Source organism: Streptomyces sp. NRRL F-2664, assembly GCF_000719345.1.
Taxonomy (GTDB): domain Bacteria; phylum Actinomycetota; class Actinomycetes; order Streptomycetales; family Streptomycetaceae; genus Streptomyces.
The window spans coordinates 17,390-41,424 of sequence record NZ_JOFX01000022.1 but is presented as its reverse complement, the minus strand read 5'-3'; the positions used below and the strand labels follow the sequence as shown (position 1 = coordinate 41,424).

The window sequence follows — 24,035 nt, the reverse complement described above, 5'->3', positions numbered from 1 at the left end:
CGCCACCGTTGCCCGGACCATCCGTCTCGCCTTGTGGGAGCCGTGTGACCTGCGGCACTCCCATTCTTACGTACGGAGGTGACCGAGTGAAGGGCAATCGGCTCAGGCGCGTCGTGACGTGAACCGCTGCGTAACCCGGTCCCAGATCGCCTCGGCGAGCACTTCCTTCGGACCATAAGGTACCGGGGTTTCCGAACCATCCGACGACAGGATGATCGCTTCGTTCTCCTCGGATCCGAAGGTTCGGGTCTCACCGACCTCGTTCACGACGAGAAGATCACATCCCTTGCGGCGGAGCTTGGCACGGCCGTTGTCGAGGACGTCGTCGGTCTCCGCGGCGAAGCCGACCACGACCTGTCCCTCGTGGGCCCGGTCCGCGGAGATCTCCGCGAGGACGTCGGGGTTGCGCACGAGCGCGACCGGAGCGGGGTCCTCCCCGTCCTTCTTCTTGATCTTTCCGCCGGCGTACTCCGCGGGCCGGAAGTCGGCCACGGCCGCGGCCATGACCACGGCATCGGCGTCCGCGGCCGCCTTGAGGACCGCCTCCCGCAGCTGTACGGCCGTCCCCACGCGCACGACGTCCACTCCGGCCGGATCGGCCAGCGCGGTGTTGGCCGCGACCAGGGTGACCCGCGCGCCGCGGGCCACGGCCGTCCGGGCGAGCGCGTAGCCCTGCTTGCCGGAGGAGCGGTTGCCGAGGAAGCGCACCGGGTCCAGCGGTTCACGCGTGCCGCCCGCGCTGATCACGACGTGGCGGCCGGCGAGGTCCTGCTCGGCGGTCCCTCGGCGCAGGACCTGGCGGCACACCTCGAAGATCTCCTCGGGGTCGGGCAGCCGCCCCTTGCCGGTGTCCTTGCCGGTGAGCCGGCCGACGGCGGGCTCGATGACGAGGGCGCCGCGGCGGCGCAGCACGGCCACGTTCTCCTGGGTGGCGGGGTGCTCCCACATCTCCGTGTGCATGGCGGGGGCGAAGACGACCGGGCAGCGAGCGGTGAGCAGGGTGTTCGTGAGCAGGTCGTCGGCGAGCCCGTGGGCGGCCTTGGCCAGCATGTCGGCGGTGGCCGGTGCGACGACGACGAGGTCCGCGGCCTGGCCGATGCGCACGTGCGGCACCTCGTGGACGGTCTCCCACACCTCGGTGGAGGCGGGGTTGCCGGACAGGGCGGCCCAGGTGGCCTCGCCGACGAAGTTGAGGGAGGCCGCCGTGGGCACGACGCGTACGTCGTGTCCGGACTCGGTCAGCCGGCGGAGCAGTTCGCACGCCTTGTAGGCGGCGATCCCGCCGCTGACGCCCAGCACGACCTTCGGCTTACCCATCCGAGACACCCCTTTTGACACTCTCGACCCGCCCGATGCGTTCGGCTCTGATCCGTCGTACCCACCCATGACACACCACAGGCCCGGCAGATGTTCTGCCGGGCCTGTGGTGAAGGAATCCTCGGGGCCTTACTGGGCCGGGGCCTCGATGGCCTCGGAGGTCAGCAGACCCGCGTTGATCTCGCGCAGCGCGATCGAAAGCGGCTTCTCGTGGACGTGGGTGTCCACCAGCGGGCCGACGTACTCGAGCAGGCCCTCACCGAGCTGCGAGTAGTACGCGTTGATCTGACGCGCGCGCTTGGCCGCGTAGATCACGAGGCTGTACTTCGAGTCCGTGGCCTCGAGCAGCTCGTCGATCGGCGGGTTGATGATGCCCTCGGGCGCAGTGATGGAAGAGGACACGCTCTACCTTCCGAAGATGGATGAAAGATGGGGCCGTCCGGTGTCGGGCGACTTCCGTGAAGTTCGATCGACGGTTCAGACAACTTCCATCAAGGCTAGCAGCTCACGTGCCACGTCCTCGACGGAGGTGTTGACCAGGGTGGTGTCGAACTCCGACTCGGCAGCGAGCTCGACCTTGGCAGCGGCGAGCCGGCGCTCGATCACCTCGGCGGATTCGGTGCCCCGGCCGGTCAGCCGGCGGACCAGTTCCTCCCAGCTCGGCGGGGCCAGGAAGACCAGCTGCGCCTCGGGCATGGACTCGCGGACGAGCCGTGCGCCCTGGAGGTCGATCTCCAGCAGCACGGGCTCCCCGCTGTCCAGGCGCTCCAGCACCGCGCCGCGCGGTGTGCCGTAGCGGTTGCCCGCGAACTCGGCCCACTCCAGCAGCTCGCCGTTGGCGATCAGCTTGTCGAACTCGTCGTCGTTGACGAAGAAGTACTGGACTCCGTGTCGCTCACCGGGCCGCGGCTTGCGGGTGGTGGCCGACACCGAGAGCCATACCTCGGGGTGAACCTTGCGCATATGCGCGACGACCGTGCTCTTGCCGACCCCTGAGGGGCCGGAGAGCACGGTCAGCCGCGGACGAACCTCTGCTGCCATAGAGCGATTATCCAGGTTCTCGGGACTGCCTGAGAACGCCGGGAGAACTTCAGTCGACGCTTCAGGCGCCGGTGCTGCCGAACTCGCGCTCCAGAGAGGCGATCTGGTTGGAGCCGAGACCTCGGACACGCCGGGACTCGGAGATGCCGAGACGCTCCATGATCTGCTTGGCGCGGACCTTGCCCACGCCAGGCAGGGACTCCAGCAGGGCGGAGACCTTCATCTTGCCGATGACGTCGTTCTCCTGGCCCGTCTTGATGACCTCTTGGAGCGAGGCGCCGGAGTGCTTGAGTCGATTCTTCACCTCGGCCCGCTCCCGGCGAGCCGCGGCGGCCTTTTCGAGCGCGGCTGCGCGCTGTTCAGGGGTAAGGGGCGGAAGAGCCACGCCTACGTCACCTCGGATGTCGAACTGTCGGATACGGACCGGTGGGGAACCCAAGGGCACCACACCAGGCGAGCTCCCGAACAGCGATGGAACTCGTTCGCTGCACGTTCACTCTGCTCGGAGACTAGCGGCCAACACCGCTCCAGTCAGCGAGAACGAACGAAAAGTCCTGGTCAGCCTCCACTGAACCGTACATCACGGACAAAATACCCCGGTTTTGTCCGGTGAAGGGCGTTCGAATTTCGTCAGAAAGTGCGAGACCCCGCTCCGCGCGGCTGCGCAGCGGGGTCCCGGGAGGTCGCGCGGGGCGTCCCTTACGCGGAAACGGCCTCGCGGACCTCGTCGGCGAACCGCCGCGCCGCGTCACGCAGGGCGTCCACGTCCGGACCGTGCTTCAGGACGCCGCGCGAGACGTTCGGCACCACGTTGCGCACGGCCTTGCCGAAGACCGCGGGGAGGTCCGCGGCGGTCGCGCCCTGCGCGCCGATACCGGGGGCGAGCAGCGGCCCGTTGATGTCCAGGTCGAAGGAGGAGAGGTCGCCCAGGGTGGCGCCGACGACCGCGCCGAAGGATCCCATCGGGGCGGCGCCGGCGTTCTCCGCCGCCAGGTGGGCCAGCATCGTCGCCCCGATGGTCCGACCGTCCTCGCGGACGGCGCGCTGGACCTCGGCGCCCTCCGGGTTCGACGTCAGCGCCAGGACGAAGAGGCCGGCGCCCGACGTGCGCGCCAGCTCCACCGCCGGCGCCAGCGAGCCGTAGCCCAGGTACGGGGAGACCGTCAGCGCGTCGGAGAACAGCGGCGAGGCCGGGTCCAGGAAGGCCGAGGCGTATGCGGCCATGGTCGACCCGATGTCGCCGCGCTTGGCGTCCATGACGACGAGGGTCCCGGCCGCGCGGGCGTCGGCGACGGTCCGCTCCAGGACGGCGACGCCCCTGGAGCCGAACCGCTCGAAGAAGGCGGCCTGCGGCTTGAAGACCGCCACCGACTCCGCGAGCGCCTCGACGACGGTGCGGGAGAAGTGCTCCAGGCCCGCGATGTCGTCCTGCAGGCCCCACTGGGCCAGCAGGGCGGCGTGCGGGTCGATGCCCACGCACAGGGGGCCGCGGGAGTCCATGGCGGCGCGCAGGCGGGTACCGAAGGGGGTCGGGGTCACTGGGCGGCCTTTCGGGTCTCGGCGCCCACCGCGTCGGCGAGCGTCGCGTACGGGCTGGCGGCCAGGCGCGCGGCCAGGCCCTTGTGGAGGGCACGGGCGTAGAACGGGCCCTCGTAGATGAAGGCGCTGTAGCCCTGGATCAGCGTGGCGCCGGCGAGGATCCGCTGCCAGGCGTCCTCGGCGTTCTCGATGCCGCCGACGCCCACGAGCACCAGGCGGTCCCCCACCCGGGCGTAGAGGCGGCGCAGGACCTGCAGGGAGCGCTCCTTGACGGGCGCACCGGAGAGCCCGCCGGTCTCCTTGACCAGGGACGGGGAGGACTTCAGGCCGAGACCGTCGCGCGCGATGGTGGTGTTGGTCGCGATGATGCCGTCGAGGCCGAGTTCCAGGGCCAGGTCGGCGACGGCGTCGACGTCCTCGTCGGCGAGGTCGGGCGCGATCTTGACCAGGAGGGGGACGCGGCGGTCGGTCACCGTGCGGTCCGCGGCCTCGCGCACGGCCGTCAGCAGCGGGCGCAGCGACTCGGTGGCCTGGAGGTTGCGCAGGCCGGGCGTGTTGGGCGAGGAGACGTTGACGACGAGGTAGTCGGCGTGGCGGGCCAGGCGCTCGGTGGAGGTGACGTAGTCCGCGACGGCCTCCTCCTCGGGCACGACCTTGGTCTTGCCGATGTTGACCCCGACGACCGTCCGGCCGCGCCTGTGGCCGAGGGCGGCCTCCCGGGCGGCCAGGCGGGCCGCCACGGCCGCCGAGCCCTCGTTGTTGAAGCCCATGCGGTTGATCAGCGCCCGGTCCGGCACGAGCCGGAAGAGCCGCTTCTTGGGGTTGCCGGGCTGCGGCTCGGCGGTGACCGTACCGATCTCGACGTGGTCGAAGCCGAGCATCGACATGCCGTCGATGGCGACGGCGTTCTTGTCGAAGCCTGCGGCGAGGCCGAAGGGGCCGTGCATGCGCAGGCCGAGCGCCTCGGTGCGCAGTTCCTTGTACCGCGGGGCCAGGGCGGCGGCCGTGAAGGTGCGCAGCACGGGCGTGCGGGCGGCGAGGCGGATCCAGCGGAAGGCCGTGTGGTGGGCCCGCTCGGGGTCCATCCGCTTGAAGACCAGGTTGAAGAACAGCTTGTACATCGTCCGATTTTTCCCTTGCATCCCTTGTGCGCTCGGAAGGACCCCATGAAAGGGGGGACACCGGTCGCTCTCGCCGGTGCCCCCCTTGCGGACGGGCTGCTAGTCGCGGGCCGCGGTCAGCTGCTCCGCGTGCTCCTGGAGGGAGCGGACGCCCACGTCGCCGCGGTTCAGCGCGTCGATGCCCTGGACGGCCGCGGCGAGCGCCTGGACCGTCGTCAGGCACGGGACGCCGCGCGCCACGGCGGCCGTGCGGATCTCGTAGCCGTCGAGGCGGCCGCCGGTGCCGTACGGGGTGTTGACGATCAGGTCGACCTGGCCGTCGTGGATCAGCTGGACGACGGTCTTCTCGCCGTTCGGGCCCTCGCCCTCGCTGAGCTTGCGCACCACGGTGACATTGATGCCGTTGCGGCGCAGGACCTCCGCGGTGCCGGAGGTGGCCATCAGCTCGAAGCCGTGGGCGACGAGCTCGCGCGCCGGGAAGATCATCGAACGCTTGTCGCGGTTGGCGACGGAGATGAAGGCGCGGCCCTTGGTCGGCAGCGGGCCGTAGGCGCCGGCCTGGGACTTGGCGTAGGCGGTGCCGAAGACGGCGTCGATGCCCATGACCTCACCGGTCGAGCGCATCTCCGGGCCGAGGACGGTGTCCACGCCGCGGCCGTGGATGTCGCGGAAGCGCGACCACGGCATGACGGCCTCCTTGACGGAGATCGGCGCGTCGATCGGCAGGGTGCCGCCGTCGCCGGTCTTCGGGAGCAGGCCCTCCTCGCGCAGCTCGGCGATGGTCGCGCCGAGCGAGATGCGGGCGGCGGCCTTGGCGAGCGGGACGGCGGTGGCCTTCGAGGTGAAGGGCACGGTCCGGGAGGCGCGCGGGTTGGCCTCCAGGACGTAGAGGATGTCGCCCGCCATGGCGAACTGGATGTTGATCAGGCCGCGGACGCCGACGCCCTGGGCGATGGCCTCGGTGGAGGCGCGCAGGCGCTTGATGTCGAAGCCGCCGAGGGTGATCGGGGGCAGGGCACAGGCCGAGTCGCCGGAGTGGATGCCGGCCTCCTCGATGTGCTCCATGACGCCGCCGAGGTAGAGCTCGTGGCCGTCGTAGAGGGCGTCGACGTCGATCTCGATGGCGTCGTCGAGGAAGCGGTCGACCAGCACGGGGCGGGTCGGGGAGATCTCGGTGGACTCCGCGATGTACGACTCCAGGCGGGCCTCGTCGTAGACGATCTCCATGCCGCGGCCGCCGAGCACGTAGGACGGGCGCACCAGGACCGGGTAGCCGATCTCGTCGGCGATCGCCTTCGCGCCGGCGAAGGTGGTGGCGGTGCCGTGCTTGGGGGCGGGCAGGCCGGCCTCGGCGAGGACGCGGCCGAAGGCGCCGCGGTCCTCGGCGGCGTGGATGGCCTCCGGGGAGGTGCCCACGACGGGCACGCCGTTGTCCTTGAGGGCCTGGGCGAGGCCGAGGGGGGTCTGGCCGCCGAGCTGGACGACGACGCCGGCGATGGGGCCGGCCAGGGACTCGGCGTGGACGATCTCCAGCACGTCTTCCAGCGTCAGCGGCTCGAAGTACAGGCGGTCGGAGGTGTCGTAGTCGGTGGAGACGGTCTCCGGGTTGCAGTTGACCATCACGGTCTCGTAGCCGGCGTCGCTGAGGGCGAAGGAGGCGTGGACGCAGGAGTAGTCGAACTCGATGCCCTGGCCGATGCGGTTCGGGCCGGAGCCCAGGATGATCACCGCGGGCCGGGTGCGCGGGGCGACCTCGGACTCCTCGTCGTAGGAGGAGTAGAAGTACGGGGTCTTGGCGGCGAACTCGGCGGCGCAGGTGTCGACGGTCTTGTAGACCGGGCGGACGCCGAGGGCGTGGCGGACCTCGCGGACGACGTCCTCGCGCAGACCGCGGATCTCGGCGATCTGGGCGTCGGAGAAGCCGTGGCGCTTGGCCTCGGCGAGCAGCTCGGGCTCCAGCTTCTCGGCGCCGGCGAGCTCGTCGGCGATCTCCTTGATCAGGAAGAGCTGGTCGACGAACCAGGGGTCGATCTTCGTGGACGCGAAGACCTCCTCCTGGGTGGCGCCGGCGCGGATGGCCTGCATGACGGTGTTGATGCGGCCGTCGGTGGGGCGCACGGCGGTGGCGAGGAGTTCGTCCTTGTCGCCGGGTTCGCCGACGAAGGTGAACTGCGAGCCCTTCTTCTCCAGGGAGCGCAGGGCCTTCTGGAGGGCCTCGGTGAAGTTGCGGCCGATGGCCATGGCCTCGCCGACCGACTTCATGGTGGTGGTGAGGGTGGCGTCGGCGACCGGGAACTTCTCGAAGGCGAAGCGCGGGGCCTTGACGACGACGTAGTCGAGGGTCGGCTCGAAGGAGGCCGGCGTCTTCTCGGTGATGTCGTTGGGGACCTCGTCGAGCGTGTAGCCGATGGCCAGCTTGGCAGCGATCTTGGCGATCGGGAAGCCGGTGGCCTTCGACGCGAGCGCCGAGGAGCGCGAGACGCGCGGGTTCATCTCGATGACGATGACGCGGCCGTCGACCGGGTCGATCGCGAACTGGATGTTGCAGCCGCCGGTGTCGACGCCGACCTCGCGGATGATCGCGATGCCGATGTCGCGCAGCCGCTGGTACTCGCGGTCGGTGAGCGTCATGGCGGGGGCGACGGTGATGGAGTCGCCGGTGTGGACGCCCATCGGGTCGAAGTTCTCGATGGAGCAGACGACGACCACGTTGTCCTTGGTGTCGCGCATCAGCTCCAGCTCGTACTCCTTCCAGCCGAGGATGGACTCCTCCAGGAGCACCTCGGTGGTCGGGGACAGCGTGAGGCCCTGGCCGGCGATGCGGCGCAGCTCGTCCTCGTCGTGGGCGAAGCCGGAGCCGGCGCCGCCCATGGTGAAGGAGGGGCGGACGACGACGGGGTAGCCGCCGAGGGTCTCGACGCCCTTGAGGACGTCCTCCATCGAGTGGCAGATCACCGAGCGGGCGGACTCGCCGTAGCCGATCTTGGCCTTGACGGCCTCGACGACGCCCTTGAAGAGGTCGCGGTCCTCGCCCTTGTTGATGGCCTCGACGTTGGCGCCGATGAGCTCGACGCCGTACTTCTCCAGCACACCCTGCTCGTGCATGGAGATGGCGGTGTTCAGCGCGGTCTGGCCGCCGAGGGTGGGGAGCAGCGCGTCGGGGCGCTCCTTGGCGATGATCTTCTCGACGAACTCGGGGGTGATCGGCTCGACGTACGTGGCGTCGGCGATCTCCGGGTCGGTCATGATCGTCGCCGGGTTGGAGTTGACCAGGATGACGCGCAGGCCCTCGGCCTTGAGGACGCGGCAGGCCTGGGTACCGGAGTAGTCGAACTCCGCGGCCTGGCCGATGACGATCGGGCCGGAGCCGATGACCAGGACGGACTGGATATCGGTGCGCTTAGGCACGCTCGGCCTCCATCAGGGCGGTTTCCATCAAAGACGTGAAGCGGTCGAAGAGGTACGCGGCGTCGTGCGGGCCGGCGGCCGCTTCGGGGTGGTACTGGACGGAGAAGGCCGGCCGGTCGAGCAGCTGCAGGCCTTCCACGACGTTGTCGTTCAGGCAGACGTGGGAGACCTCGGCGCGGCCGTAAGGGGTCTCGGAGACCTTGTCGAGGGGCGCGTCGACGGCGAAACCGTGGTTGTGCGCGGTGACCTCGACCTTGCCGGTGGTGCGGTCCTGGACCGGCTGGTTGATGCCGCGGTGGCCGTACTTCAGCTTGTAGGTGCCGAAGCCGAGGGCGCGGCCGAGGATCTGGTTGCCGAAGCAGATGCCGAAGAGCGGGGTCCTGCGCTCCAGGACGCCCTGCATGACGGAGACGGCGTGGTCGGCGGTGGCGGGGTCGCCGGGGCCGTTGGAGAAGAACACCCCGTCGGGCCGGACCGCGTAGACGTCCTCGACGGTGGCGGTGGCGGGCAGGACGTGGACCTCGATGCCGCGCTCGGCCATGCGGTGCGGGGTCATGCCCTTGATGCCGAGGTCGACGGCGGCGACGGTGAAGCGCTTCTCGCCGATCGCCGGGACGACGTAGGTCTCCTTGGTGGCGACCTCGGCGGAGAGGTTCGCGCCCTTCATCTCGGGCTGGGAGCGGACCTTGGCCAGCAGGGCCTCGTCGCGGATGCCCACCCAGGCCTCGCCGGAGAAGATGCCGACGCGCATGGCGCCGCGCTCGCGCAGGTGGCGGGTCAGGGCGCGGGTGTCGATACCGGAGATGCCGACGACGCCCTGCCGGACGAGCTCCTCGTCGAGGGTGCGCCGGGAGCGCCAGTTGGAGGGGACGCGTGCGGGGTCGCGCACGACGTAGCCGGAGACCCAGATGCGGGAGGACTCGGGGTCCTCGTCGTTGACGCCGGTGTTGCCCACGTGGGGGGCGGTCATGACGACGACCTGCCGGTGGTACGACGGGTCGGTGAGGGTCTCCTGGTAGCCGGTCATGCCGGTGGAGAACACGGCCTCGCCGAAGGTCTCCCCCACTGCGCCGTAGGCGCGGCCGCGGAAGATGCGGCCGTCCTCCAGGACGAGTACGGCGGGAGCTTTGGCTGCTCCCCTGGTGGAGGTCGTCATCGTTCGGCGCCTTCCGTCGTGATGGATGGGTTCATGAGGTTGATGGCTTCGACCCAGGCGGCGTGCTCGGCCGCGCGGTCGGAGCGGAATCCGGAGTCGATCAGCTTGTCGCCGTGCGCCCAGGTGACGACGAGCAGACCGCCCTCGGTGAGTACCTTGCCCGCGATTCCCTTGTCGAGGCGGGCGCCGCGCAGCTGCGCGGCCGGTACGAAGAAGTCGCCTGCACCCGGTCGGACCACGTCGAGGCCCGCGTCGGTGAGGGTCAGCTCGACCCTGCTGCGGACGCCCAGACCGTGGGCGACGATCCGGTCGAGCCACTGCCCGGCGGTGGTGGAGCCGTGGTAGCGCCCGGTGAGGGCCAGCCGGTGTTCCGGCAGGCCGTCGGGGGCGGCAGGGAGCTCGGGCAGATCGCTCTGCAAGGCCCCTCGCCATTTCCAGCCCTGCCGCATCAGCCAGTACACGAACGCGATGAAGACGACCAGGCCGATCACCCACGCGATGCGGGCGCCGACTTCGGTCACCTCCGCCGACTGTCGTTCGGCGGCCTCGGCGGCCAGTTGGATCACTGCAGGTGTCACGCCAGTTTCCCGTCCACGACCGTTGCCCGGCCCCGCAGGAAGGTGTAGGTGACGCGTCCCGGGAGCTCACGGCCCTCGTAGGGCGTGTTGCGGCTCCGGGAGGCGAAGTGTGCGGGGTCCACGACACCACGGTACGAGGTATCGACCAAGGTCAGGTTCGCGGGTTCACCTGCCGAGACGGGACGGCCGTGGTTCTCCAGGCCGCCGATGCGCGCCGGGGCGAAGGACATCCGCTCGGCGACGCCCGCCCAGTCGAGCAGTCCGGTCTCGACCATCGTCTGCTGGACGACGGAGAGGGCGGTCTCCAGGCCGACCATGCCCATGGCGGCGGCGGCCCACTCGCAGTCCTTGTCCTCGTGGGGGTGCGGGGCGTGGTCGGTGGCGACGATGTCGATCGTGCCGTCGGCGAGGGCCTCGCGCAGGGCCATGACGTCGCGCTCGGTGCGCAGCGGCGGGTTGACCTTGTAGACCGCGTTGTAGGTGCGGACGAGCTCGTCGGTGAGGAGCAGGTGGTGCGGGGTGACCTCGGCGGTGACGTCGATGCCGCGGGACTTGGCCCAGCGGACGATCTCGACCGAGCCGGCGGTGGAGAGGTGGCAGATGTGGACGCGGGAGCCGACGTGCTCGGCGAGGAGGACGTCGCGGGCGATGATCGACTCCTCGGCGACCGCGGGCCAGCCGCCGAGGCCGAGCTCGGCGGAGACCACGCCCTCGTTCATCTGGGCGCCCTCGGTGAGGCGGGGCTCCTGGGCGTGCTGGGCGACGACGCCGCCGAAGGCCTTCACGTACTCCAGCGCGCGGCGCATGATCACGGCGTCGTCGACGCACTTGCCGTCGTCGGAGAAGACGGTGACGCGGGCGGCGGACTCGTGCATCGCGCCCAGCTCGGAGAGCTGCTTGCCCTCCAGGCCGACGGTGACGGCGCCGATGGGCTGCACGTCGCAGTAGCCGGACTCCTTGCCCAGGCGCCACACCTGCTCGACGACGCCGGCGGTGTCGGCGACCGGGAAGGTGTTCGCCATGGCGAAGACGGCGGTGTAGCCGCCGGAGGCGGCGGCGCGGGTGCCGGTGAGGACGGTCTCGGAGTCCTCGCGGCCGGGCTCGCGCAGGTGGGTGTGCAGGTCGACGAGTCCGGGGAGGAGGACCTGGCCCTCGGCCTCGATGACGGTCGCGCCCTCGGCGGACAGGCCGGTGCCGACCTCCGCGATGGTCTCGCCGTCGATCAGGACGTCCTGCGCCTCGCCGCCGAGTACCTTCGCGCCACGGATAAGGATCTTGCTCATGGTTACTTGCTCTCCTCGGTGCGGGCGGCGGGGGTGGTGGTGACGGCGGGCTCGGAGCCTCCGAGCAGCAGGTAGAGGACGGCCATCCGGGTGGACACGCCGTTGGCGACCTGCTCGACGGCGGTGCAGCGGTCGGAGTCGGCGACCTGGGCGGTGATCTCCATGCCGCGGTTCATGGGGCCGGGGTGCATCACGATGGCGTGCTCGGGCATGCGGGCCATGCGGTCGCCGTCGAGGCCGTACCGGCGGGAGTACTCGCGCTCGGTCGGGAAGAAGGCGGCGTTCATGCGTTCGCGCTGCACACGGAGCATCATCACCGCATCGGACTTCGGCAGCACGTCGTCGAGGCTGTACGAGACCTCGCACGGCCAGCTCTCGACGCCGATCGGGACCAGCGTGGGCGGGGCCACCAGGGTGACCTCGGCGCCGAGGGTGTGCAGCAGGTGGACGTTCGAGCGCGCGACGCGGCTGTGCAGGACGTCGCCGACGATGGTGATGCGGCGGCCGGAGAGGTCCTTGCCGAGGCCGGCGTCGCGGCCGACCAGGCGGCGGCGCATGGTGAAGGCGTCCAGCAGGGCCTGCGTGGGGTGCTCGTGGGTGCCGTCGCCGGCGTTGACGACGGCGGAGTCGATCCAGCCGGAGGTCGCGAGCCGGTAGGGGGCGCCGGAGGCGTGGTGGCGGATGACGACGGCGTCGGCACCCATCGCCTCCAGGGTCAGCGCGGTGTCCTTCAGGGATTCGCCCTTGGAAACCGAGGAGCCCTTGGCGGAGAAGTTGATGACGTCCGCGGAGAGCCGCTTGGCGGCCGCCTCGAAGGAGATCCGGGTGCGGGTGGAGTCCTCGAAGAAGAGGTTGACGACGGTGAGGCCGCGCAGGGTGGGCAGCTTCTTGATCGGCCGGTCCGCGACGCGGGCCATCTCCTCGGCGGTGTCGAGGATCAGGACGGCGTCGTCGCGCGTGAGATCGGCGGCCGAGATGAGGTGGCGCTTCATCTGGATGGCTCCGTAGGTCGGGAGGGCATGCAGGCGGACGGACGTGCGGGGGTGCGGGCAGGGCAGGGCTCGGCGCGGACCCGGCGGGGGTCCGTCGTCGGGGTGGGCTACTGCCCTGCTGCCTGGGCGGTCCGCTGGCCGAGCAGCACGGCGTCACGGCCGTCCTCCTCCTGGAGCTGGACCTTGACGGTCTCCCGCAGCGACGTGGGGAGGTTCTTGCCGACGTAGTCGGCACGGATCGGCAGTTCGCGGTGGCCCCGGTCGACGAGGACCGCGAGCTGGACGGCGCGGGGGCGGCCGAGGTCGCCGAGGGCGTCGAGCGCGGCGCGGATGGTGCGGCCGGAGAAGAGCACGTCGTCGACGAGGACGACCAGGCGCCCGTCGAGGTCGTCGCCGGGGATCTCGGTGCGGCCGATCGCGCGGGCGGGCTTCATCCGCAGGTCGTCGCGGTACATGGTGATGTCGAGGGAGCCGACCGGGATCTTCGTACCGGTGATGCCTTCGAGCTTGGCGGCCAGCCGGCGGGCCAGGTACACGCCGCGGGTGGGGATGCCGAGGAGCACCACGTCGTCGGCGCCCTTGGCGCGTTCGACGATCTCGTGGGCGATGCGGGTCAGGACCCGGGCGATGTCCTGCGGCTCCAGTACGGGGCGCGCGGACTCGGCGTTCTGCTGGGCGTCCATGAAAAGGACCTCCTTCTCCGCCTCACGGGACGGACCTTAAAGGACGTCTGATGTACGTCTGCCACGTTACCAGGGCGCAGGGGGTGGCCCGGCACCCGGGGTCGCGGCGGGGGCGCCCACGGGGCCGCGACCGACGCCCTCGCGGGGGGACGGTGACCATTCGGCTTGACGCACCCAAGTAACGCTGCGTAACCTCACAGTGAGTTACCAGCCGCGCGGCGGAGCCGCACGTAGTTACGTAGTCGCAGTGTCCATCGCAGTCACAGCGTCACAGCGTCCGGGAGCGTTATGTCCAGCGAATACGCCAAACAGCTCGGGGCCAAGCTCCGCGCCATCCGCACCCAGCAGGGCCTTTCCCTCCACGGTGTCGAGGAGAAGTCGCAGGGCCGGTGGAAGGCCGTGGTGGTCGGGTCGTACGAGCGCGGGGACCGCGCCGTGACCGTCCAGCGCCTCGCCGAACTGGCGGACTTCTACGGGGTGCCGGTGCAGGAACTGCTGCCGGGCACGACTCCCGGCGGAGCGGCGGAGCCGCCGCCGAAGCTGCGCCTCGACCTGGAGCGCCTGGCGGGCGTCCCCGCCGAGAAGGCCGGCCCGCTGCAGCGTTATGCGGCGACGATCCAGAGCCAGCGCGGCGACTACAACGGCAAGGTGCTGTCGATCCGCCAGGACGACCTGCGCACCCTGGCCGTCATCTACGACCAGTCGCCTTCGGTCCTGACCGAGCAGCTCATCAGCTGGGGCGTGCTGGATGCGGACGCCCGACGCGCGGTGGCGCACGAGGACGTCTGATCCTCCGACTTCCCCAGCAGAAACGTTTACCGGTGGGTGCCGGGCCCTTTGCGGGTCCGGCACCCACCGGTTTTTCGTTTCGGGCGGCGCCGCCGTACGGAAGGGCCCGCAGCCTGTGCTGCGGGCCCTTCCGTAGGGCGGTGCCGGTGCTGCCGCCGCCGGGCGGCCGCGTGCGGTCAGCTCTCGCTGCGCCGCAGGCTCGGCTTCAGGTCCTTGAAACGGGCCAGCAGCCCGTTGACGAACGAGGGGGACTCGTCCGTCGAGAACTCCTTGGCCAGCTGGACGGCCTCGTCGATGGCCACGGCGTCCGGGGTGTCGTCCACCCAGATCAGCTCGTAGGCGCCGAGCCGCACGATGTTCCGGTCCGCGGCCGGCATGCGGTCGAGGTCCCAGTCCACGGCGTAGGTGACGATCAGGTCGTCGATGCGGTTCACCTTGTCGGCGTAACCCTCGACGAGGTCCATCGTGAAGGCGCTGACCGGCGGCTGCCGCTCGTCCGACCGCGCGTGGCGGATCCAGTCCGCGAGGACCTCGCGGACGGACACCCCGCGCTGGTCGGCCTCGAAAAGGATCTGGAAGGCGCGCTTGCGCGCGTTGCTCCGGGCAGCCACGGTTAGCTGTTCACCCGGCCGAGGTAGTCGCTGGTGCGGGTGTCGACCTTGATCTTCTCGCCGGTGGTGACGAAGAGCGGGACCTGGATCTCGTGGCCGGTCTCCAGGCGCGCCGGCTTGGTGCCGCCGGTGGAGCGGTCGCCCTGGACGCCCGGGTCGGTGTGCTCGATGACGAGCTCGACGGCGGCCGGGAGCTCCACGTAGAGCACCTCGCCCTCGTGCTGCGCGACCGAGGCGGTGAAGCCCTCGATGAGGAAGTTGGCGGCGTCGCCGACGGCCTTGCGGTCGACCATCAGCTGGTCGTAGGTCTGCATGTCCATGAAGACGAAGTACTCGCCGTCCATGTACGAGAACTGCATGTCACGGCGGTCGATGGTGGCCGTCTCGACCTTCGTGCCGGCGTTGAAGGTCTTGTCGACGACCTTGCCGGAGAGCACGTGCTTGAGCTTGGTGCGCACGAAGGCCGGGCCCTTGCCGGGCTTGACGTGCTGGAACTCGACGACGGACCAGAGCTGGTCACCGTCGAGCTTGAGCACCATGCCGTTCTTGAGGTCGTTCGTGGAAGCCACGGTTGCGGAATCTCCTGCACTGGAAGACCACGGGTGCGCGCACGACCCGGCAGTGCGGGCTAGAGCGCGAGCAGCTCCTTGGTCGTAATGGTGAGTAGCTCGGGACCGCCGTCCGCCTCGGGGCGTACGACGAGCGTGTCATCGATCCGGACACCTCCCCGGCCGGGGAGGTGAACCCCCGGTTCGACGGTGACCGGCACGCAAGCGTCCAGTTTACCCATTGCCGTAGGTGCAAGCTGCGGGTCCTCGTCGATTTCGAGGCCGACACCGTGTCCCGTCCATGGAGCGAGGGCTTCCGCGTGCCCCGCGGAGTCCAGCACGGACCGGGCCGCGTGGTCCACCTCCCGGTAGGCGGCCCCCGGCAACAGCGCCTCGCGGCCCGCGCGCTGGGCGGTGAAGACGCAGTCGTAGAGCTCGATCTGCCAGTCGGCCGGGGTGGTGCCGATGACGAAGGTCCGGCCGATCTCGCAGCGGTATCCGCGGTAGTTGGCGCCCAGGCAGACGGAGAGGAAGTCCCCCTCCTCCACCCTGCGGTCGGAGGGCCGGTGCCGGGAGCGGCCCGAGTGCGGGCCGGTGCCGACGGAGGTCGGGAAGGCCGGGCCGTCCGCGCCGTGGTCGACGAGCCGCCGCTCCAGCTCCAGCGCCAGGTGGCGTTCGGTGCGGCCGACCAGGATGGACTCCAGCAGCTCGCCCAGGGCCTGGTCCGCGATCTCGGCGGCGATCCGCAGGCAGGCGATCTCCCCCTCGTCCTTGACGAGGCGCTGCTGCTCGACGGCGGTCCCGAGGTCGGCGAGGCGCAGTGCGGGCGCGACGGAGCGCAGCGCCCGGTGCCGGGCGACGGTGAGGTGGTGCTCCTCGACGGCGAGCGAGTCGGCCCGCACGGAGGAGGCGGCGTCGGCCGCCGCCACGGCGGGGTCCCCGCCGCGGCCGGACAGCACGGTGACCCGGAGGTGTTCGTCGAGGCGGCCCTCGTCGGCCTCGCCGGTGGGGGCGCCGGCGCAGAACATGACGTCATCGGAGGGTCCGACGAGCAGGACGGCGCCGAGCGGTGACGCCCCGGAGAGGTAGCGGACGTTCGCCGGACGCGTGATCAGCGCAGCGGCGTTCCCCGCGGCGGCGCATCGGTCGCGAAGCAGGCCCCGACGGGCGGCGTACACGTCTGACATGTCTTCGAGCCTACGAGCGCCCCGCGGATCCGGCCCGGCGAGCGCGTCCGGACGGGGCGCGGTACGGCACGGCGCGGCGGGCCCCTCCCCCGGACGCGCGGCGGGCCGCTACCAGCCGCTGGGCGCCGGAAGGGCCCTGGCCAGGGCTTCGTCCAGGGCGCGGGCGGTGCCTTCGACGTCGAGGTGGGAGTTGTCGATTATCGGCAGGCCCGATCCGTACCAGCCGGCCATCCGGCCGTGGATGCGGGCGACCTCCTCGTCGGAGAGCCGGCGGTTGCCGGAGCGCTCGGCGTTGCGCTCCAGGACGATCTCCAGGCCGGGCAGGAGCACGACCGGCAGCAGGGCCGGGCCCACGTGCCGCTTCCAGCCGCCCAGGCCCACCACGGGCCGGTCGGGGAAGACGGCGTCGTCGAGGATGCAGGAGATGCCGTTGGCCAGGTAGTTGCGGGCCGCGAAGCCGCAGGTGCGGCGGGCGAGCCGGTACTGGGCCTCGGAGTGCTCGTTCCAGCCGGCCTGCGGGTCGGCGAAGCCGGAGCAGACCCACTCGCGCACGTCGTCGAGGCTGATGTGCGCGGTCGGCACCGGGCGGGTGCTGGCCCAGTGCCGGGCCACGGTGGTCTTCCCCGCGCCGGCGGGGCCGATCAGCAGGACGGCGAGCACGGCGCCGCCGGTCCCCGCCACCGCGGGCGGCAGCGGGATGTGCCCGGTCGTCTCCGGCCCGGGCACGCCCGGGGGTGGTGCCGGGACCTGGTGGTGGGACGGGGCCTGCTGCTGGGACGGCGGCGGGTGGGCACCCGGCCAGCCCTGCGCCGGGGGTATAGGCGGCTGCGGGGGCGCCGCAGGACGCTGCCCCGGCTGCCCCCAGGCCCCGCCACCCACTCCTTGGTGCATCCGCTGCCACTCCGTCTCGTTCCTGCGACTGATGCGAGAACGTTATATGACCGCGGGGGCCCGGCCGTCCACCAGGCCGCCGGGCGGGTGTGTCAGGAGTCGATCTCGTCCGCCAGTGCGCGCAGCGCCAGCCGGTAGGAGCCGATCCCGAAGCCGGCCACGGTCCCGGTCGCCACGGCCGCGATGACCGAGGTGTGCCGGAACTCCTCGCGTGCGTACGGGTTCGAGATGTGCACCTCGATCAGCGGCGCCGTGCGCTGCGCGGCCGCGTCCCGCATGCCGTACGAGTAGTGGGTGAAGGCCCCCGGGTTGATGACCACGGGGATCTTGCCGTCCGCCGCCTCGTGCAGCCAGCGGATGAGCTCGCCCTCGTCGTTGGTCTCGCGGACCTCGACGTCGAAGCCGAGCTCCTCGCCCAGCGCCCGGCAGCTCTCGACCAGCCCCGCGTACGAGGTGGCCCCGTACACGTCGGGCTCGCGCGAGCCGAGCCGGCCCAGGTTCGGGCCGTTCAGCACGAGGACGGGGCGGCTCACGCCGACACCTCGCCGTAGGCGGCGATCAGGTGCGCCGGGTCGGGGCCCTCCAGGACGGTGGGCTTGCCCAGGCCGTCGAGGACGATGAAGCGCAGCAGGTTGCCGCGGGACTTCTTGTCGACCTGCATGGTCTGGAGCAGCTTGGGCCACTGGTCTCCGCGGTAGGTCAGCGGCAGCCCGACGGAGGCGAGGACCTCCTTGTGCCGGTCGGCGGTCGCGTCGTCGAGGCGGCCGGCGAGCCGGCCGAGTTCGGCGGCGAAGACCATGCCGACCGACACGGCCGCGCCGTGCCGCCACTTGTAGCGCTCGTTCTTCTCGATGGCGTGCGCGAGGGTGTGGCCGTAGTTGAGGATCTCGCGGAGTCCGGACTCCTTGAGGTCGCTGGAGACGACGTCGGCCTTGACCCGGATGGAGCGCACGATCAGCTCGGCGGTGTGCGGACCGGCGGGCGTACGGGCCGCCTGCGGGTCCTCCTCGATCAGGTCGAGGATCACCGGGTCGGAGATGAAGCCCGCCTTGATGATCTCGGCGAGGCCGCTGACGTAGTCGTTGACGGGCAGCGACTCCAGCGCGGCCAGGTCGCAGAGCACGCCGGCCGGCGGATGGAAGGCGCCCACGAGGTTCTTGCCCTCGGCGGTGTTGATGCCGGTCTTGCCGCCGACGGCCGCGTCCACCATCGCCAGGACGGTGGTCGGGACGGCGACCCAGCGCACGCCGCGCAGCCAGGTGGCGGCGACGAAGCCCGCGAGGTCGGTGGTGGCGCCGCCGCCGACGCCGACGACGACGTCGGTGCGGGTGAAGCCGGACTGGCCGAGTGCCTTCCAGCAGTACGCGGCGACCTCGGCCGTCTTGGCCTCCTCGGCGTTGGGCACCTGGATGGCGATCGCCTCGTAGCCCTGGTCGGCGAGGTCGTCGCGCAACGCCTCGCCGGTCGAGGCGAGGGCCTCGGGGTGGATCACGGCGACCCGCTGGGCCCGCGTGCCGATCAGGGAGCCGAGCTCCCCGAGCAGCTGCCGGCCGACCAGCACGTCGTACGCGTCGTGGCCGGCGCTCGCGCCGACGTGGATCCGCGTCACCTGGTCTGTCATACGTCCTTCAACTCCAGAGCGTCGAGGACCGCCTGGGCGACCTCTTCGGGGGTGCGGTCGTCGGTGGCCACGACGACGCGGGCGACTTCGGTGTAGAGGGGGCGCCTGGCCTCCATCAGCTCGCGCCACTGTCGGCGCGGGTTGACGGCGAGCAGCGGGCGCGCGGCGCCGAGGCCCACGCGCCGAACGGCCTCCTCGACGTCCATCGAGAGGTAGGCGACGGGCCGGCCGGCCAGCAGCGCGCGGGTGCCCTCGTCGAGGACGGCGCCGCCGCCGAGGGCGAGGACTCCGGTGTGCTCGGCGACGGCGGCCGCGACGGCCTGCCGTTCCAGCTCGCGGAAGTACGGCTCGCCCTCGTCGACGAAGATGTCGGAGATCGGCCGGCCCTGGGCCGTGACGATGTCCGCGTCGGTGTCCCGGTAGGGGACGCCGAGCCGTGCGGCCAGCAGCGCCCCCACCGTGGACTTGCCGGACCCCATGGGCCCGACGAGGACGACGAGCGGTCCGGCCGTCACCGGATCTGCAGGTTGTCGAGGTAGGACCGGACGTTGCGGCGGGTCTCGGGGACCGAGTCGCCGCCGAACTTCTCCACGACCGCGTCGGCCAGCACCAGGGCGACCATCGCCTCGGCGACGATGCCGGCGGCGGGCACGGCGCACACGTCGGAGCGCTGGTGGTGGGCGACGGCCGCTTCGCCGGTGGCGACGTCGACGGTGGCGAGGGCGCGCGGGACGGTCGCGATGGGCTTCATCGCGGCCCGTACGCGCAGCAGCTCGCCGGTGGTCAGGCCGCCCTCGGTGCCGCCGGAGCGGCCGGAGGTGCGCTTGATGCCCTCGGGGGTGGAGACGATCTCGTCGTGCGCCTTCGAGCCGGGCACGCGGGCGAGCTCGAAGCCGTCGCCGACCTCGACGCCCTTGATGGCCTGGATGCCCATGAGGGCGGCGGCGAGGCGGGCGTCGAGACGGCGGTCCCAGTGGACATGGGAGCCGAGTCCGACCGGCACGCCGTAGGCCAGGACCTCGACGACGCCGCCGAGGGTGTCGCCGTCCTTGTGGGCCTGGTCGATCTCCGCGACCATCGCCTTCGACGCGTCGGCGTCGAGGCAGCGCACCGGGTCGGCGTCGAGCTTGTCGACGTCGGCGGGGGTCGGGAGGACACCGTAGGGCGCCTTGGCCGCGGCCAGCTCCACCACGTGGGAGACGATCTCGATGCCGGCGACCTCCTTGACGAAGGAGCGGGCGACGGCGCCGAGGGCCACGCGGGCGGCGGTCTCACGGGCGCTGGCGCGCTCCAGGATCGGCCGGGCCTCGTCGAAGCCGTACTTCTGCATGCCCGCGAGGTCGGCGTGGCCGGGGCGCGGCCGGGTCAGCGGCGCGTTGCGGCCGGTGTCCTTGAGCAGCGAGGGGTCGACCGGGTCGGCCGACATGACGGTCTCCCACTTGGGCCACTCGGTGTTGCCGATCATGATCGCGACCGGGCCGCCCTGGGACAGGCCGTGGCGGACACCGCCGAGGAAGGTGATCTCGTCCTGCTCGAACTTCATGCGGGCACCGCGGCCGTAGCCGAGCCGGCGCCGGGCCAGGTGATCGGCCACCAGCTCGGTCGTGACCGGGACGCCGGCGGGAAGGCCCTCCAGCGTCGCGACCAGTGCCGGTCCGTGCGACTCTCCTGCGGTCAGCCAACGCAACCTGCTCAACGATGCTCCTCATGCTCGCGCCTGGTACTGCGACGGCGCGATCGGGTGCGCGGCCCGGACCCGCCTCACCCGAATCCTCCCACGTCCGGACCGGTTCCACGGGCCCCGTTCCAGCTGGCGGACGCCCTGGTGGTCACAGGACCCGGCTGCGGCGCGCCCGGAGCCAGGTGATCGCCGTCCACACGCCCAGGGAACCCACCGCCGCGAGCACCAGGGCCTTGGCCCAGACCGGCAGGTCGCCGAAGGCCACCCTGATGGCGCCGAGCAGCACGAAGGGGATGTCCCACTTCGACGCGAGTCCCTGCCCGGTGTCCGTTCCGTCCATCCCGTCCATCCCCCTGTACATGCGCGGATGATCAGGATAGCGGCTGGTATTACCGTCCAGTAACAGAGAGGGGGGCGGTCGGGGCCGGCGTCTCAGTGGGCCTGCGACAGGGCCGCGAGACCCGCCCGCCGCATCACGTCGAGGGGCGCCGGCGAGCGGCCCGTCATCTGCTCGACCTGGAGGACCGCCTGGTGCACCAGCAGGTCCAGGCCGCCCAGGAGGGCTCCCCCGCGCTGCGACCAGGCAGCGGCGAGGGCGGTGGGCCAGGGGTCGTAGAGGACGTCGAAGAGGGTGCCCGGGGCGTCCGGGACCGCGGCGGCCAGTTCGTCGGTGGCTCCGGCCGGGGTGGTCGCGACGACCAGGGGCGCCTCCAGCGCCGCGGCCGCCTGCGACCAGTCGGCGGTGCGTACGGCGACGCCGAGCCGCTCGCCCCACTGCCTCATCTCGCCGGCGCGCGCCGACGAGCGGACGTACGCCGTGACCTCGCCGGTGCAGATCCGCGAGAGCGCGGCGAGCGCCGAGGATGCGGTGGCCCCGGCGCCGAGGACGGCTGCCGAGGACACCTTCTCGACGCCGCGCTCGTGCAGGGCGGCCACGATGCCGGGGATGTCGGTGTTGTCACCCAGGCGTCGGCCGTCCTGCGTGAGGACGACCGTGTTGACGGCCTCGACGGAGGCCGCGGTGTCGCTGATGGCATCGAGCAGCGGGATCACCGCCCGCTTGAGCGGCATGGTCAGCGACAGCCCGGCCCACTCGGGGCCGAGCCCGGAGACGAACTCCGGGAGCGCGGCCTCGTCGATCTCGAACCGGTCGTAGGACCAGTCGTCGAGGCCGAGCTCCTGGTACGCGGCACGGTGCAGTACCGGTGAGAGCGAGTGCTCGATGGGCGAACCCAGCACCGCAGCCCGTATCCGTGTCATGTCCTGCTACCCGCCGTTCTTCTGCTTCTGCCGTTCCTGGAACTCGGCGACGAGCTTGAGGTGCTCGTCGTAGGTCTTGGTGAAGGTCGTCGTGTTGCCGTCGACCGACACGAAGAACATCCAGCCGCCGTGGTCCGGGTTGAGCGTAGCGGTAAGGGCGTCCATGCCCGGGTTCCCGATCGGGCCGACGGGCAGCCCCTTGATGAAGTGGGTGTTGTACGGGTTGTTGAACGCCTGGGCTTCCTTGAGGTTGAAGTTGATCTCGCTCTGGTTCTTGGCGTAGTTGTACGTCGAGTCGAACTCGATCTTCTGGTTCGTGACGTCGTTGGTCTTCTTCATGCGGTTGTAGACGACCTCGGACATCTTGCGGAAGTCGTCGTGGTTCTTGCCCTCGGCGTTGACGAGGCTGGCGACCGTGACGACCTGGAGCGGGTTCTCCAGCCCCAGCTCCTTGGCCTTGGCCTCGATGCCCAGCTCCGCGTACTTGTCGCTGGCTTCCTTGACCATCTGCTTGAGCAGCGACTCCGGGGTGCTGTCCTTGCTGAGGTCGTAGCGCGTCGGGAACAGGAAGCCTTCGAGCGGGTCCATGAGCTTCGGGTTGTTCCCGGCCCAGGCGGGCAGCCCCAGGTTCTTGGCCTCGCGCAGGGCGATGTCCTTGGTGGTGCCGTCCGGCTTGCCCAGCTTCTTGTCGATCGCCTCGTACACCTTCGAGTTGCGCATGCCCTCGGTGACGGTGATGACGTTCAGCTTGGTGGGGTCGATCATCAGCGCGACGGCGGCCGCAGCCGACATCTTCTTGTTCATCGGGTAGACGCCGGGCTGGATGGACTTGCCCTTGGGATTGGCGTTCGCCGCGTCGACGAAGGCCTGCGCACTGGCGACGACGCCCGCCTCCTTGAGGATGCGGCCCATCTGCCCCAGGCCCGCTCCCTTGGGGATCTCGACGTCGACGATCTCGCCGGCGCCCTCGCCCGCGAAGTCCGCGGCGGGGGCGAAGCGGTCCTTGATGTAGGTGTAGCCGTAGTAGCCGCCGCCACCGACCACGCCGAGGATGACCACGGCGGCGAGCAGGCAGGCCGTGCCGCTGCGCTGCTTGGGCTTGCCGCCCTTGGACGAACGGCCGCCGCGGCGGCCCGTGGGCTCGTCACCGTCGTCGTCGCGGCCGCCCGCACCACCGGCGAGCTCCTCCTCGGGCTCCTCCTGCTCGACCGGTTCCGGCTCCAGGTGGCGCCGGCCCGGCGGCTGCGGCGGCGGGTAGGCCTCGTCCGTGCCGTAGAGGTCGGGGGTCTCCCCCGGATAGCCCGCCGACGGGTGCTGGGCGTAGTCCGCGCCGGCATACGGGTCGGTCTGCACCGCGGCCGTGTACTGGCCCTGGCCGGTGTCCCAGCCCTGGTCGTCGTAGCCGGCCGGCTGCTGCGCGTACTGCTGGGCCTGCTGCGGCGCGTAGCCCTGCTGGGGCTGGGCGTACCCCTGCTGCGGCTGCTGCTGGGCGTACTGCTGCTGCCCGTACTGCTGCTGGTACTCGGGGTACTGCTGGTACTCCTGGTACTGCGGCTGCTGGGGGTGCTGCTGCTGGTAGTGGGACGGCTGCTGGTACTCCTGCTGCGGGGCACCGGCGTACGGCACCTGGCCCTGCTGGGTCTGGTGCCCGGTCCACCCCTGGTCCCCGTACAGGGGGTCCTCGGGGTGCCAGGGTTCGGGGCCACGGCCCCGGCCATACTCAGTCATCGGTCCCCTAGAGCCGCGAGACGCGAGGCCGCGGACCCCGTCGTCCATGGCACCCGGTTCCGCCTCTTTGACGGTGGGCGACGGCTGTTCGAATGCCGTCTCATCGCGCGGAACGTTACCGTATCGCGATCAGACAACCACTTCGACGCACTCGCCGGGCGGATTACCTGATACCCGTTCGGTCTCAAGAGCGTTCTGAAGGATCACCACAGCGGCGGCCTGGTCGATGACCGAACGCCCCTTCTTCGCGTTCCTCCCGGAGGCCCTCAGACCTTGGGCGGCGGTGACCGTGGTCATCCGCTCGTCCACCAGACGGACCGTCACCGGCTTGATGCCCTTGGCGAGTTCACCCGCGAAGGCGCGCACCTTGGCCGCGGCCGGCCCCTCCCGCCCGCTGAGCGAGCGGGGGAGGCCGACGACGACTTCGAGGGGCTCGTACTCCTCGACGAGCTGCCGCAGCCGCCGGTGGGCGGAGGGGACGTCCCGCCCGGGAACGGTTTCCACCGGTGTGGCCAACACCCCGTCCGGGTCGCAGGACGCGACCCCGATCCGGGCGTCCCCGACGTCGATGGCCAGTCGGCGGCCGCGGCGCAGTGTCATG

Annotated in this window: 25 protein-coding genes; 1 reads left to right on the top strand and 24 read right to left on the bottom strand. The window is 71.1% G+C overall.

The features are described 5' to 3' along the window. Window positions 1-102: 102 nt before the first annotated feature. The 12 genes from coaBC to pyrR all read right to left on the bottom strand — a co-directional run bounded on the left by coaBC (window position 103) and on the right by pyrR (window position 13,118). Entirely contained in the window at window positions 103-1,317 is a 1,215-nt protein-coding gene (gene coaBC / locus IF89_RS0120040) for a bifunctional phosphopantothenoylcysteine decarboxylase/phosphopantothenate--cysteine ligase CoaBC (protein WP_030769674.1), read from the bottom strand. 129 nt (window positions 1,318-1,446) lie between these two features. Then, window positions 1,447-1,719: a DNA-directed RNA polymerase subunit omega gene (gene rpoZ, locus IF89_RS0120035; protein ID WP_004948662.1), complete on the bottom strand. Its 273-nt coding sequence runs from the start codon at window positions 1,717-1,719 to the stop codon at window positions 1,447-1,449. A gap of 75 nt (window positions 1,720-1,794) precedes the next feature. Further along, a complete protein-coding gene (gene gmk, locus IF89_RS0120030) occupies window positions 1,795-2,358 on the bottom strand; it encodes a guanylate kinase (protein WP_030769671.1) in 564 nt (187 codons plus the stop codon). Window positions 2,359-2,419: 61 nt separating this feature from the next. After that, window positions 2,420-2,743, bottom strand: a complete 324-nt coding sequence (locus IF89_RS0120025; protein ID WP_030008746.1) for an integration host factor — start codon at window positions 2,741-2,743, stop codon at window positions 2,420-2,422. Between the two features lie 314 nt (window positions 2,744-3,057). Next, window positions 3,058-3,897: an orotidine-5'-phosphate decarboxylase gene (gene pyrF, locus IF89_RS0120020; protein ID WP_030769668.1), complete on the bottom strand. Its 840-nt coding sequence runs from the start codon at window positions 3,895-3,897 to the stop codon at window positions 3,058-3,060. After that, on the bottom strand, window positions 3,894-5,018 hold the full coding sequence (locus tag IF89_RS0120015) for a quinone-dependent dihydroorotate dehydrogenase (protein WP_030769665.1): 1,125 nt from the start codon (window positions 5,016-5,018) through the stop codon (window positions 3,894-3,896). Before IF89_RS0120015 ends, pyrF begins: the two co-directional genes overlap by 4 nt. Window positions 5,019-5,117: 99 nt before the next feature. Then, on the bottom strand, window positions 5,118-8,426 hold the full coding sequence (gene carB / locus IF89_RS0120010) for a carbamoyl-phosphate synthase large subunit (RefSeq protein WP_030769662.1): 3,309 nt from the start codon (window positions 8,424-8,426) through the stop codon (window positions 5,118-5,120). Then, on the bottom strand, window positions 8,419-9,582 hold the full coding sequence (carA, locus tag IF89_RS0120005) for a glutamine-hydrolyzing carbamoyl-phosphate synthase small subunit (RefSeq protein WP_030769660.1): 1,164 nt from the start codon (window positions 9,580-9,582) through the stop codon (window positions 8,419-8,421). The genes carB and carA overlap by 8 nt, the downstream gene beginning before the upstream one ends. Further along, the gene (locus tag IF89_RS0120000; RefSeq protein WP_030769657.1) at window positions 9,579-10,160 is read right to left on the bottom strand and encodes a hypothetical protein; all 582 of its coding nucleotides are present in this window, start codon (window positions 10,158-10,160) and stop codon (window positions 9,579-9,581) included. Before IF89_RS0120000 ends, carA begins: the two co-directional genes overlap by 4 nt. Further along, window positions 10,157-11,443, bottom strand: a complete 1,287-nt coding sequence (locus tag IF89_RS0119995) for a dihydroorotase (protein ID WP_030769654.1) — start codon at window positions 11,441-11,443, stop codon at window positions 10,157-10,159. The genes IF89_RS0120000 and IF89_RS0119995 overlap by 4 nt, the downstream gene beginning before the upstream one ends. Window positions 11,444-11,445: 2 nt before the next feature. Then, complete coding sequence (locus IF89_RS0119990; RefSeq protein WP_030769651.1) at window positions 11,446-12,435, bottom strand: aspartate carbamoyltransferase catalytic subunit; 990 nt, start codon at window positions 12,433-12,435, stop codon at window positions 11,446-11,448. Between the two features lie 107 nt (window positions 12,436-12,542). Next, a complete protein-coding gene (gene pyrR / locus IF89_RS0119985) occupies window positions 12,543-13,118 on the bottom strand; it encodes a bifunctional pyr operon transcriptional regulator/uracil phosphoribosyltransferase PyrR (RefSeq protein ID WP_030769648.1) in 576 nt (191 codons plus the stop codon). A gap of 288 nt (window positions 13,119-13,406) precedes the next feature. Between pyrR and bldD the strand changes: the two genes are divergently transcribed. Next, window positions 13,407-13,907, top strand: coding sequence for a transcriptional regulator BldD (gene bldD / locus IF89_RS0119980; RefSeq protein WP_030026184.1), 501 nt, complete (start codon window positions 13,407-13,409; stop codon window positions 13,905-13,907). A gap of 176 nt (window positions 13,908-14,083) precedes the next feature. On the opposite strand, the gene nusB is transcribed toward bldD, so the two are convergent. The 12 genes from nusB to ruvX form a co-directional block, all read right to left on the bottom strand. Next, window positions 14,084-14,518, bottom strand: coding sequence for a transcription antitermination factor NusB (gene nusB, locus IF89_RS0119975; RefSeq protein WP_030769644.1), 435 nt, complete (start codon window positions 14,516-14,518; stop codon window positions 14,084-14,086). Between the two features lie 2 nt (window positions 14,519-14,520). Further along, a complete protein-coding gene (gene efp / locus IF89_RS0119970; protein WP_030769641.1) occupies window positions 14,521-15,087 on the bottom strand; it encodes an elongation factor P in 567 nt (188 codons plus the stop codon). Window positions 15,088-15,146: 59 nt separating this feature from the next. Further along, on the bottom strand, window positions 15,147-16,253 hold the full coding sequence (locus IF89_RS0119965) for an aminopeptidase P family protein (protein WP_030769638.1): 1,107 nt from the start codon (window positions 16,251-16,253) through the stop codon (window positions 15,147-15,149). Window positions 16,254-16,361: 108 nt separating this feature from the next. Next, on the bottom strand, window positions 16,362-17,144 hold the full coding sequence (locus IF89_RS0119960; protein WP_030769634.1) for an AAA family ATPase: 783 nt from the start codon (window positions 17,142-17,144) through the stop codon (window positions 16,362-16,364). A gap of 92 nt (window positions 17,145-17,236) precedes the next feature. Further along, window positions 17,237-17,677, bottom strand: a complete 441-nt coding sequence (aroQ, locus tag IF89_RS0119955; protein ID WP_030769631.1) for a type II 3-dehydroquinate dehydratase — start codon at window positions 17,675-17,677, stop codon at window positions 17,237-17,239. Then, entirely contained in the window at window positions 17,674-18,765 is a 1,092-nt protein-coding gene (aroB, locus tag IF89_RS0119950) for a 3-dehydroquinate synthase (RefSeq protein ID WP_030769628.1), read from the bottom strand. Before aroB ends, aroQ begins: the two co-directional genes overlap by 4 nt. Then, window positions 18,762-19,280: a shikimate kinase gene (locus IF89_RS0119945; protein ID WP_030769625.1), complete on the bottom strand. Its 519-nt coding sequence runs from the start codon at window positions 19,278-19,280 to the stop codon at window positions 18,762-18,764. Before IF89_RS0119945 ends, aroB begins: the two co-directional genes overlap by 4 nt. Beyond that, window positions 19,277-20,461, bottom strand: coding sequence for a chorismate synthase (gene aroC / locus IF89_RS0119940; RefSeq protein WP_030769622.1), 1,185 nt, complete (start codon window positions 20,459-20,461; stop codon window positions 19,277-19,279). The genes IF89_RS0119945 and aroC overlap by 4 nt, the downstream gene beginning before the upstream one ends. 133 nt (window positions 20,462-20,594) lie before the next feature. Next, window positions 20,595-20,807, bottom strand: coding sequence for a hypothetical protein (locus IF89_RS0119935; RefSeq protein WP_158717893.1), 213 nt, complete (start codon window positions 20,805-20,807; stop codon window positions 20,595-20,597). A 71-nt stretch (window positions 20,808-20,878) separates the two neighbouring features. After that, complete coding sequence (locus tag IF89_RS0119930) at window positions 20,879-21,706, bottom strand: shikimate dehydrogenase (protein ID WP_030769617.1); 828 nt, start codon at window positions 21,704-21,706, stop codon at window positions 20,879-20,881. 6 nt (window positions 21,707-21,712) lie between these two features. Continuing rightward, a complete protein-coding gene (gene mltG / locus IF89_RS0119925; protein ID WP_030769613.1) occupies window positions 21,713-23,434 on the bottom strand; it encodes an endolytic transglycosylase MltG in 1,722 nt (573 codons plus the stop codon). 129 nt (window positions 23,435-23,563) lie between these two features. Beyond that, window positions 23,564-24,034, bottom strand: coding sequence for a Holliday junction resolvase RuvX (ruvX, locus tag IF89_RS0119920; protein WP_030769610.1), 471 nt, complete (start codon window positions 24,032-24,034; stop codon window positions 23,564-23,566). Window position 24,035: the final 1 nt, after the last annotated feature.

What these genes read in the sequence shown, in the direction of transcription:
- IF89_RS0119960 (WP_030769634.1), bottom strand. Translation starts at nt 17,144, where the DNA reads ATGCACCAAGGAGTGGGTGGCGGGGCCTGGGGGCAGCCGGGGCAGCGT.
- IF89_RS0119930 (WP_030769617.1), bottom strand. Translation starts at nt 21,706, where the DNA reads ATGACACGGATACGGGCTGCGGTGCTGGGTTCGCCCATCGAGCACTCG.
- ruvX (WP_030769610.1), bottom strand. Translation starts at nt 24,034, where the DNA reads ATGACACTGCGCCGCGGCCGCCGACTGGCCATCGACGTCGGGGACGCC.
- pyrR (WP_030769648.1), bottom strand. Translation starts at nt 13,118, where the DNA reads ATGGACGCCCAGCAGAACGCCGAGTCCGCGCGCCCCGTACTGGAGCCG.
- IF89_RS0119995 (WP_030769654.1), bottom strand. Translation starts at nt 11,443, where the DNA reads ATGAGCAAGATCCTTATCCGTGGCGCGAAGGTACTCGGCGGCGAGGCG.
- bldD (WP_030026184.1), top strand. Translation starts at nt 13,407, where the DNA reads ATGTCCAGCGAATACGCCAAACAGCTCGGGGCCAAGCTCCGCGCCATC.
- IF89_RS0119990 (WP_030769651.1), bottom strand. Translation starts at nt 12,435, where the DNA reads ATGAAGCGCCACCTCATCTCGGCCGCCGATCTCACGCGCGACGACGCC.
- carA (WP_030769660.1), bottom strand. Translation starts at nt 9,582, where the DNA reads ATGACGACCTCCACCAGGGGAGCAGCCAAAGCTCCCGCCGTACTCGTC.
- IF89_RS0120015 (WP_030769665.1), bottom strand. Translation starts at nt 5,018, where the DNA reads ATGTACAAGCTGTTCTTCAACCTGGTCTTCAAGCGGATGGACCCCGAG.
- aroB (WP_030769628.1), bottom strand. Translation starts at nt 18,765, where the DNA reads ATGACAGACCAGGTGACGCGGATCCACGTCGGCGCGAGCGCCGGCCAC.
- coaBC (WP_030769674.1), bottom strand. Translation starts at nt 1,317, where the DNA reads ATGGGTAAGCCGAAGGTCGTGCTGGGCGTCAGCGGCGGGATCGCCGCC.
- IF89_RS0119965 (WP_030769638.1), bottom strand. Translation starts at nt 16,253, where the DNA reads ATGTCAGACGTGTACGCCGCCCGTCGGGGCCTGCTTCGCGACCGATGC.
- mltG (WP_030769613.1), bottom strand. Translation starts at nt 23,434, where the DNA reads ATGACTGAGTATGGCCGGGGCCGTGGCCCCGAACCCTGGCACCCCGAG.
- IF89_RS0119935 (WP_158717893.1), bottom strand. Translation starts at nt 20,807, where the DNA reads ATGTACAGGGGGATGGACGGGATGGACGGAACGGACACCGGGCAGGGA.
- gmk (WP_030769671.1), bottom strand. Translation starts at nt 2,358, where the DNA reads ATGGCAGCAGAGGTTCGTCCGCGGCTGACCGTGCTCTCCGGCCCCTCA.